9 protein-coding genes and 3 pseudogenes are annotated in these 8,570 nt (G+C 52.9%); 7 read left to right on the forward strand and 5 right to left on the reverse strand.

The window, feature by feature from the left end:
• The 7 genes and pseudogenes from ACMX3H_RS14680 to ACMX3H_RS14710 all read left to right on the forward strand — a co-directional run.
• Positions 1 to 105: transposase domain-containing protein (locus ACMX3H_RS14680; protein ID WP_415210122.1), on the forward strand; the 105-nt coding region annotated here is incomplete at its 5' end.
• A gap of 35 nt (positions 106 to 140) precedes the next feature.
• Positions 141 to 236, forward strand: a pseudogene (locus ACMX3H_RS14685) (KGG domain-containing protein); the annotation flags it as partial.
• Between the two features lie 155 nt (positions 237 to 391).
• Positions 392 to 552, forward strand: a pseudogene (locus ACMX3H_RS14690) (YqaE/Pmp3 family membrane protein).
• A gap of 357 nt (positions 553 to 909) precedes the next feature.
• Positions 910 to 1,209 (forward strand): hypothetical protein, encoded by a 300-nt coding sequence (locus ACMX3H_RS14695; RefSeq protein ID WP_415211371.1) that lies wholly within the window; start codon positions 910 to 912, stop codon positions 1,207 to 1,209.
• Positions 1,210 to 1,524: 315 nt separating this feature from the next.
• On the forward strand, positions 1,525 to 2,574 hold the full coding sequence (gene apbE, locus ACMX3H_RS14700; RefSeq protein WP_415211372.1) for an FAD:protein FMN transferase ApbE: 1,050 nt from the start codon (positions 1,525 to 1,527) through the stop codon (positions 2,572 to 2,574).
• 103 nt (positions 2,575 to 2,677) lie between these two features.
• A complete protein-coding gene (locus ACMX3H_RS14705) occupies positions 2,678 to 3,058 on the forward strand; it encodes a DUF305 domain-containing protein (RefSeq protein WP_415211373.1) in 381 nt (126 codons plus the stop codon).
• Between the two features lie 430 nt (positions 3,059 to 3,488).
• The gene (locus tag ACMX3H_RS14710; RefSeq protein ID WP_415211374.1) at positions 3,489 to 3,620 is read left to right on the forward strand and encodes a hypothetical protein; all 132 of its coding nucleotides are present in this window, start codon (positions 3,489 to 3,491) and stop codon (positions 3,618 to 3,620) included.
• Positions 3,621 to 4,756: 1,136 nt separating this feature from the next.
• Here the strand turns inward: ACMX3H_RS14710 and ACMX3H_RS14715 are convergent.
• The 5 genes and pseudogenes from ACMX3H_RS14715 to ACMX3H_RS14735 form a co-directional block, all read right to left on the reverse strand.
• Positions 4,757 to 5,152 (reverse strand): helix-turn-helix domain-containing protein, encoded by a 396-nt coding sequence (locus ACMX3H_RS14715; RefSeq protein ID WP_415211375.1) that lies wholly within the window; start codon positions 5,150 to 5,152, stop codon positions 4,757 to 4,759.
• A gap of 142 nt (positions 5,153 to 5,294) precedes the next feature.
• Entirely contained in the window at positions 5,295 to 6,515 is a 1,221-nt protein-coding gene (locus ACMX3H_RS14720; RefSeq protein ID WP_415211376.1) for a glycosyl transferase, read from the reverse strand.
• Positions 6,516 to 6,570: 55 nt separating this feature from the next.
• Positions 6,571 to 7,383 carry a mannosyl-3-phosphoglycerate phosphatase-related protein gene (locus tag ACMX3H_RS14725; protein ID WP_415211377.1) on the reverse strand — a complete coding sequence of 271 codons (813 nt, stop codon included), beginning with the start codon at positions 7,381 to 7,383 and terminating at the stop codon, positions 6,571 to 6,573.
• Positions 7,384 to 7,867: 484 nt separating this feature from the next.
• A pseudogene (locus ACMX3H_RS14730) lies at positions 7,868 to 8,212 on the reverse strand (DUF2525 domain-containing protein).
• A gap of 123 nt (positions 8,213 to 8,335) precedes the next feature.
• On the reverse strand, positions 8,336 to 8,503 hold the full coding sequence (locus ACMX3H_RS14735; RefSeq protein ID WP_415211378.1) for a hypothetical protein: 168 nt from the start codon (positions 8,501 to 8,503) through the stop codon (positions 8,336 to 8,338).
• Positions 8,504 to 8,570: the final 67 nt, after the last annotated feature.

Raw genomic sequence — 8,570 nt, forward strand, 5'->3', positions numbered from 1 at the left:
GAGCCGGAAGCGTATCTGCGCCATGTGCTGGCGATTATCGCGGATCATCCCATCAACAAAATCAAAGAGCTCCTGCCGTGGAACCTCACCATCCCTGCTGAATAACTGTCAATACGGCGCTGGGCGTACGCTTACGGTAAAAAAGGGGGCAACATAGCGGTAGCGGCGGCTTCAAAAATGACCCGCAAAAAGCCTCGGAAGCAGGAAAAAAAGGCGGCATGCATAAAGGGAAATAACGTCGACCGTCCCGGCGGATTGCGCCGAGTTTCCACAGGCAATAACACCGCCAGCAACGTCTGGCGGTGACACGTTTTTCACCTTCTCCCCGCGGTTTAAGGGCGTCACGCCGGTCGCATCGCGTTATAGGAAATACTGACAATTAGGAGTAGATATGGATTTCGTCAAAGTCATTTTTGCTATTATCTTACCGCCGGTCGGCGTTTTCATGGAAGTGGGATTGCGCGGCGCTTTCTGGCTCAATATTTTACTGACTTGCTAGGGTATATTCCCGGTATTGTCCATGCGGTGTGGGACATCGCCAGCCGCCGTTGACTACGCCTTAACCCGTCTTAAAAGCGTCTTGGCGACAGGATTTTACTTCAGGTAGTCTGTCGTACTCAATAACCCCCAGCCGGTCGCGCGTCACTATTGTCTATACTCATCATAATCAGGCGCTAACACGGCATGTGCGCGCAACGCCGGCCCTGAGCGGCGGGATCTTTATTTGTCGATGCAAACCGGCCTATGATGGGACTCAGCCTCAGGCGCTGTGGAGCCCGACGTCAAGATCCTATCGGACCGTTGTCGCCGACGCTGCCGGTGAAAGACCGCGACAGGTCGTTTTCACCCTCGACCGTGGAGCAAGCCATCTTAGTTCGGCTGTTTATTTGTCACGCAAGGGAAATCATTATGGCGAACGATCCCCACTATCAGGTCCTGCTGGACTGTATTGAAGCGCTCGAGGCGCGGGAACGTCAACTTACGGTGACGTCTCATGCCTATCAGGTGGTGTTGACCACCATCTTGGGCAATCTTGATGTCCAAACCCGCGATCGGATCATTACCATGGTGGATGAAGCACATGAAATCGCCTATTCCCAAGCGGTAAACTGCAGCGACCGGCACCTTTCGGAGGTTATCAAAGGCGCGGATGAGGTAGTGCAACGCATGTTCAATTATGCTCAGGGTAATCCGCATTCGGGGCTGTGAAGTTCATAGTGTTGATCTCTTTGACGCTGGCTCCCCGGAGCACTGCTTAAGGCTAAAGCACGCTGGCCTAAATGCCCCATTATCCCGCCAAGCCGCCCCCGCGAGGGCTTCCCTCCAGCCCATACAGCGTGTATAGGGGCGGGAGCGCTCCCGCGCGGCACGACCATGCCTGCAAATAACACCTATTTCTTATGCGCTCAGGGCATGGCTTTTGCGCGTTGACTCAGGCAGCATATTGACCGTTTTTGCCGCAGGGTGAGTTTTCAGGCCGATGAGAGGCGTTGGGCGGCAATATTGGCCATTTAAGGATATGTTATGACCAGATTTTCAGGGGTAGTGATGGCAACGTTGATGTTGCTATGGGGATGCGACGGCGCCACCTCGGTGGACCAGGCCCAGCCCTGGCGTGCCGAAGGAAAAACCATGGGCACCTATTATCGCGTGCTGGTGGCGAACCCGCCCGTGGTGGCCTTAGCAGGTCTCACCGAAGCGATAGAACGGCAGCTGGCACAAGATAATCATCAAATCTCGACCTGGCAAGACGACACGATTTTGTCTCGTTTTAACCGCTATCGGGGAACCGAGCCGCAGCCCATTACCGCGGGCATGGCGGATATTGTCTCCACCGCGCTGCGTATAGGCGCGAAAACCGGCGGTGCGATGGATATCACCATAGGGCCATTAGTTAACCTCTGGGGGTTTGGTCCGGAAAAACAGCCGTCAATGGCCCCTGACGCCCGGCAAATCGAAAACGCGCGCGCGCGCGTTGGTTTGGAACATTTGCGGCTTATCGAAACCGGCAAGGGGCAGTGGCTGCAAAAAACGTTGCCTGACCTGTACGTCGATCTTTCCACCGTGGGCGAGGGGTATGCGACCGATCATCTTGCAGCCTTGCTGGAGCAGCGCGGCATTACCCGTTATTTGGTGTCGGTGGGGGGCGCCGTTTTGACCCGCGGTTTGTCGCCCAGCCAACAGCCCTGGCGGGTGGCTATACAGCACCCTACCGATGAAACCGTGGCGGCGGAAGCCATTGTGGATTTGCAGGGGCACGGCATCAGCACCTCCGGCAGTTATCGTAACTATTATGAGCTTAACGGTAAACGCATAAGCCACATCATTGATCCTGTGACCGGCAGGCCGATAGACCACAAACTGGTGTCGGCGACGGTTATCGCCACCACGGCGCTGGAGGCGGACGGTTGGGATACCGGTTTAATGGTGCTTGGTATGGAAAAAGCCAAACAGCTGGCGTTGCGTGAAGGGCTGGCGGTGTTTTTGATTACCAAAAGCGACAACGGATTCACCAAATGGATGTCGCCGCAGTTTTCCTCTTTCATCATTTCGCTTACTGATAAAAATTCATAACGTTGCCGCGGTAGGGATGAGACGCCTTACCTTGACAATAGCCCTGCGTTCGGTAAACCTTAACAGGCTTACCCCTTAGGAAATGACATGTAAGGAAAATAGTATGCGTAAATTGCCTTTCTTCCCACTGCTGATGTTGATGATACCCTTCTTGGCCGGTGCCGCTGATACGCACCATGAGATGGCCGGTATGAGTGAAGAAAATCACCCGGAAACGCTTTCCGCCGCCAGTAAAGCCTACCTGGATTCAATGAAAGACATGCATGAACAGATGAATGCCGGCGTAAAAGTCGACGATCCGGACGTGGCTTTCGCCCAGGGGATGATCCCGCACCACGAGGGGGCTATCCATATGGCCGAAGTGGAGCTCAAATACGGCAAAGATCCGGCGATGCGCAAGCTGGCAGAAAATGTCATCAGCGCACAGAAGGCGGAAATCGCGACCATGCAGCAGTGGTTGGCGGCGACCGGTCAAAAAAAATAGCGCCTGGATGCGTGCAGGCCGTTGACTCTGGCTCGGCGGCGGCCCTGGTTTCGGCCGTGAAGGGCTGAACCCGGCTTGCAATCCCGGCTGAGGTTTGGTAAGTCTAACCATGCCCGTGTATGATCGGGAATCTTTTGGTAACCCATCTTCAACCCACAAGTAAGCGAGGCGTTTATGAGCAGAGGTAAAGATAAAGCCGCCAAGAAGAAACCAGAAAAGACACTGAAGGAAAAACGTGCAGACAAAAAGAGCAAAAAGGAGCTTGATATTTGAGCACTTTGTTCACTGCGGTCAACCCGGCGAGAAGCCGGGTTTTTTATTGCCGGGAGCTCATCTCCGCGAGACGCTTTCGAGGCCATAAAGCCCTGGGTGATAAAAATCAGTCTGGAAAACCGTTATACTGCCGTCAAGACTTTCAGGAGATAGCGCGATGAACGACGATATATTTGAATTTGATATTGATGCCGAACTTGCCAAAGCTGAAAAGAATGCCGAGAAAAAAGCTGACGAAATACCCGAGCCGCTGTCGGCGGAAGACGATTGCGAAGGGTGTAAAATTTAATCAGCGGGGCGGCGGGATGGCCTAAGCGCCAGATGGCCGATGCGCTGATGGCCTGATGATCTGATGGCTGATATTTGATGCCTGATAGGCTAATGGGCCGTGCTAAAATTTTTGCTAACGCGGCCGTTAGATCGATGGGCTCTTCGTGCCAGGATTGATTGCGCCGGCGGGTCTTCCAGGCCTGTGGGCCATAATGCGCTTATCGCCTTGCCTGCAACTCTGTCCGTTCCCCATACACACTCTCTTACCGGTTGCCGCCGCCTATTCCGCGCCCGCATGCCTCGAACGTCTGCATTTATTTTTTCCGCCGCATCCGCCCCGTCCCTGCTGCCGTCGGTACTCGCCTCATTGCGTAGCGTACCCGCACCCAGATGTTTGTGCGCTGCCGGCTGGCCAGCCCGATAAAATGTGGTTTCTTAACGCGCTGTGGCTAAAGCGCGCCACGGTTTTTTGCCGAACTGCCCCCATCGCGCGCAGCATGGTTATGTTTATTTTTATTAAACTTTTGCTTCATTTTTTTGGAGAGTCATTAGCAGCCGCGCGAAGAGGCTAAGTGGGCTGTCGCCAGGCCAAAATGCGTTAGAGGGGAAGATTAGGCCGCTGGTCGTGAGGAAAGACACGGGGTAAGCCCTAGCTCTTGAAATCCGACAAAAAAATAATCTATTGTTATTGTTGAATTAAATTAGGAGGGGTGCCGAGGCGCGGCATCAAAAAAAGCCCGCCATTGACGGGCTAAATGATCTCAAGTTACACCAGGGAAATTTTCTACTACTGGATTATAATACGCTAATCGCCATCAAATGCTATTCATAAAATTTCTTTTTTTATTCAATTATATCAATTTTTTTAATTATTAAAAGAATGGAAATATTTTGCTCGGTGCTGTTCTCGCGCATAGCCTCGCAGCTGCAGCTGGCAAAGCCGTTACCGCTGGCAAAAGGGGCGTCGATAGCGCGGTCGTTCCGCGGACAAAGGGGCCGCCGATTGCGAGGCCGCTGACGAAACGTTGCTGACGGGAATGTCGCGGACGCGGGCGAAAGAGGATTGCTAAGGGCAGGCGAGGTGTCCTGATACAACGCATAGGGCGCACATCAGGCGGGCGCAAACCGATGACAAATTCCGGCAGTGACGCTGCGCTAACGAGAGGGATCGTGAGAAGGCTGTATGTGCAGCGGCGGTGTGAGCCGCAGGGGCAGGGCGGGATCGTTGCGGCAGGCCTGCGGCGTGACGCCAAAATATTTTTTGAATAGCGTGGTGGATTGCGATTGGGAATTAAAACCATAGGATACCGCAATATCAAGAATGCGCTCGTTAGAATTACATAGCCGGAGTACGGCTTCGGTCAATTTACGTTCACGGATATAGCGGCCAATGGCCATGCCGGTAGTAGCCCGAAAAATGCCCTGCATATGCCAGACGGAGTAGCCGGAGCGGGCGGCGATTTCCGGCAAAGCGATATCGCGATCCAGATGATCCTCAATCCAGTCTGCAAGGGCGGCCACCAGAGGTTCATTAGGTTTTAATTCGCGCATAGCGGGTCTATCCGATTAACTGCCTGATAGGCCGTTAGGGAAACGCTGCGGCGCATCCTGGCCGCAAGGGTCCCTGTCGCCACCGGGTGTGTAGAGTTAACAAAAACGGCCGGGACCCCGGCCGGCGTCGCGGCGCTGAGCGTCAGACACTCCCTTTATTGTCTTCTTCGACCGCGTCATAAATACGCTGCATGATATCCGGAAAGGCGGACTGCACGCGGCTCCAGCTTGGGATGAAAGGCTTATCGTTCGGCCGTTTGATAAACGCCTGGCCGGCGTCGAGAATGCACTGCATAAACAACTCCACCGCGGCCTCTTCGCTGTGCTGGTCGAAACTCAAGCCGTTCATGATAGCATCATGATGATAAAAGTCCAAAATATCCAACGCGTTACGATAATAGGTCGCTTTTAGCACCCGAAAAGAATCGCTGGTGAGATTCACGCCCATCGTCGCCAGTTTACGATAGAGAGATTGGATAATATCGTTACTCATCCGTTTCAGACCGCCCGAGCCATCCTCTTCCGCCAGTGGCTGATGTTTATGATCGTAATTATCGGCAATTTCAACCTGACAAATGTGATTGGGTGAATAGTTGCGGTAAATTTCCGACAGCAGGCCAATTTCCAGACCCCAATCGCCGGGGATTTTCATATCATGCATTACCCGGGTACGCATCGCGAATTCACCGGACAACGGGTAACGAAAGCTGTTCAGGTAATCCAGATATTCAGATTGTCCATATACGTTTTCCAGCGAACGCAGAAGCGGTCCCACCAGTAGGCGCACCACGCGGCCGTTCATCTTGCCATTGGCGACCCGAGCGTAAAACCCTTTACAGAATTCGTAGCTGAAACGGGGATGCACGACCGGATAGAGTAAACGCGCCAGCATGCCGCGGTCATAGGTGACGATATCGCAGTCGTGCAGGGCAACCGCCAAGGTGCGATCCGAGGCCAGCGTGTAGCCGGTACAAAACCAGACATTGCGGCCCTTACCCGGTTCGGTGGGGGATAATCCCTCTTTTTCCAATTCGGCATCGATGGCTTTCAACCGCGGCCCATCATTCCATAAGATACGATGGTGCTGCGGCAAGCGGGAAAAAAATTCTCGGGCGTGAAGGAATTGATCGCGGTCGGCGCGATCCAGACCGATAACGATTTCTTCCAGGTAAGGGACCCGCGCTAATTCGTCTATGATATGGGTCAGTGCCGGTCCCTCGAGTTCGGAAAAAAGCGAAGGAAGGATAAGCCCCATCTTTCGCTTGCGGGAGAAGCCGATGAGTTCGGTCTCCAATTCTTCCACTTTCCGATCGGACAGATTATGGAAATTGGCAATAATTCCGTTTTGGTGAAAATCGCTCATAAAACAACCCCCAATGGCTATGTTTTTTATTGAATTGTTATGGGTATGACCTTAATCACGCCTCGGTAATAAAATGGTTTAAACCTTCCACCCAACCCTCCGGTCCGTAGGCGTGAGTGCGATAAATTGACGGGTGTGCCGAGGACAGCACCACCGGTGTTTTACTGTAGCCGCGGATAATCACGGCATAATTCACCGCGTCAAGCATGGATTGGTCGTTGGGGCCGTCACCCAAACCTAGGGTTTGCCAGTTTCGGCCGTCGTGCTGGCGGTATTGTTCAAGAAGCCAGCGTACCGCGGCGCCTTTGCCGCTGCCTCGCGACATGACGTGGTAAAACCTACCGCCCTCGGTGATGGCCAAATCCTCTGCCGCCAGTTCGGCGGCGAAAGCGGCGAGTCTGTCGTCGGTATCGCGCCAAATAAAAGCTTCCGAGGCTTGGCGTGTTTTTGCCAGCTGTGCCTCTTTCACGCTGAGACCGGTCCATTCCGCAACTTCATTGGCGGTCACATCGCCAAAGCCAAAAAATTTGTAGCCGTGCGCCTCGCGCAGGCGCGTTATGACGGCGTGTAGGGTGGCGTAATCCTTACCGGTAAAGCCCCCGGTCGATACCTGTGCGTTTGGCCACCGCGCGTCAAGCTGTAAAGCGGCGCCGTTTTCAGCAATGAACGGCGCCCCTACCAAGCCCAGTTGCGTCTGTAGAGTAACGATTTCAGCCGTGGTTTTACTTGAACAGATGACAATCGGTATGTCGTTGGCTTTCAATTTCGCCAGCCAGGGCGCGGCGGGCTGCCAGCTATAGGTATGGTGATCTAGCAAAGAACCATCTAAATCGGTAATCACCAATAGGGGGTCGGTCAAGCTCGGCATGCTGTTCTCCGCCTCGTTCAAATCGTGGCGTCCACCGGGCCGCCTCTCCAGCCAATCAGTATATATGATGGCTTATTGATCTATGGGAATAAATGATCATTTAAACGGTTCTTGAGCGGACAAATGTTAACCTGAAACTAAAATCATGTTTATAGTTTATCAGAATGCTCCTAATTTAGAGCATTGTCTATTCCCCTTCTATTGCCACGGGTATAGTAATGGAAAAAGGTATTATCATACAATGCATTATATATTCATGACGGCCTATGCGAGCACCGTGTGGCGCTCGAGGATTTCGCTGGTGAGCATCAGGGAAACAGAAACAAACGTAACGTTATTTGCCAATTATTATGAACTATATAATATGGAAAAGGTAATCTGATTTCCTAGTGTAACGAACTTTAAAATTCATCCCGCAAAGGCGGAATTTATGCTTCCCTGGTCTCCCCCGCCCGGGGATTTTTTTATGCTCGCGCTCTGGCGCTCAATTATTCACTTCATTATTGACGGTAAAATTGCGGATATCCAAATCATAAGCCTCGGCCAGCGCCCCGAGGGTGGTATATTGTCGTCCCTATACAGTCACCATGTGCGCCTCTTCGTTATCCTCATGTTCTTGCACCGTTTCGCTGGTGATGTCGGCAACCGCGTTTAGTAAAGCGTCTACGTCAATGCTGATTTCACGCTTCGTATGTTCGTTATATTCTTTGGCGAAAGCCATGATCGTCTCCCCAGGAAAGAATGAAAAAGACAGTATAATTATAGCCAAGAAAAGCCTAGCCCGAGGGATTCTCCGCCAGACGCCAAACGCAAGACAGCCAGGAGCCATAGGCCAGACATCTGATGCCAGATACTTGATGCCCTATGCCCGAGGAGAGTCAATGTCAGATGAGAGAAGCTTAGCGGGCGGGAAAAGAGATTCGGGCGCGGCACCCCTTTCGGGAAGCGCCTTTTAATGGATCGCCAGGTGAATGAATGCGGCGCGGGCCGTTGACGCGCGCGCAAGTTGGGCAGCTTTTATCATAATCCCGCTGGCGGCTGAGGGAAGGTAAGCGCCCCGTGGAGGACGTCTTGAATTATTGGTGGGTTTGTTGTACGGCCCGGTAAGAATATGTTCCACTACGATGCCTAGTGAACCCGCATCCTATAAGGGACGGCTGTCAGATCATGGATAATCCGGCGATGAT

Origin of the sequence: Sodalis sp. (in: enterobacteria), from assembly GCF_047607725.1 — a bacterium.
In the GTDB taxonomy this organism is placed as follows: Bacteria; Pseudomonadota; Gammaproteobacteria; order Enterobacterales; family Enterobacteriaceae; genus JBLKSS01.